The sequence below is a fragment of the Marichromatium sp. AB31 genome, assembly GCF_003718685.1.
Classification (GTDB): Bacteria; Pseudomonadota; Gammaproteobacteria; order Chromatiales; family Chromatiaceae; genus Marichromatium; species Marichromatium gracile.
Map to the genome: position 1 here is coordinate 1 of NZ_RHFI01000067.1, position 400 is coordinate 400.

At 61.0% G+C, this 400-nt stretch carries 1 pseudogene; it reads left to right on the forward strand.

The features are described 5' to 3' along the window. A pseudogene (locus EBL84_RS17440) lies at positions 1–294 on the forward strand (integron integrase); the annotation flags it as partial. Between the last annotated feature and the right edge of the window lie 106 nt (positions 295–400).

Here is a 400-nt window from a genome sequence, read left to right on the forward strand (position 1 = left end):
GCTTTTCCGGATCGGAAGCTGGCGGAGCAGTGCCCTGCCGACGTCGAGCGCTATCTGACGGAGGTGGGTCAGAGGACCGAGATGAAGGACTGGCAGTTTCGCCAGATTGTCGATGCTATACGGATTTCGTTCGAGCTCGCGGGCGTGGAATGGCTGGAGCAGGTGGACTGGGAGCAGTGGCGGGCATCGGCCCGACGGCTAAAGCCGAGCCATCCGACGGTGGCTCGGGATTATGAAGCGGGTCCGGCGAGTCCGGACGTGGATTCATCGGATTGTCCCCTTCCCCAAAAATAGGTCCAGCGAAAAGTAGAGACCGAGGGCATGATGGTGGCCGAGCAGAGGAGAGCCCACATGCGCAAGAGCAAGTACAGCGAGCAGCAGATCGTTGACGCACTGCGTC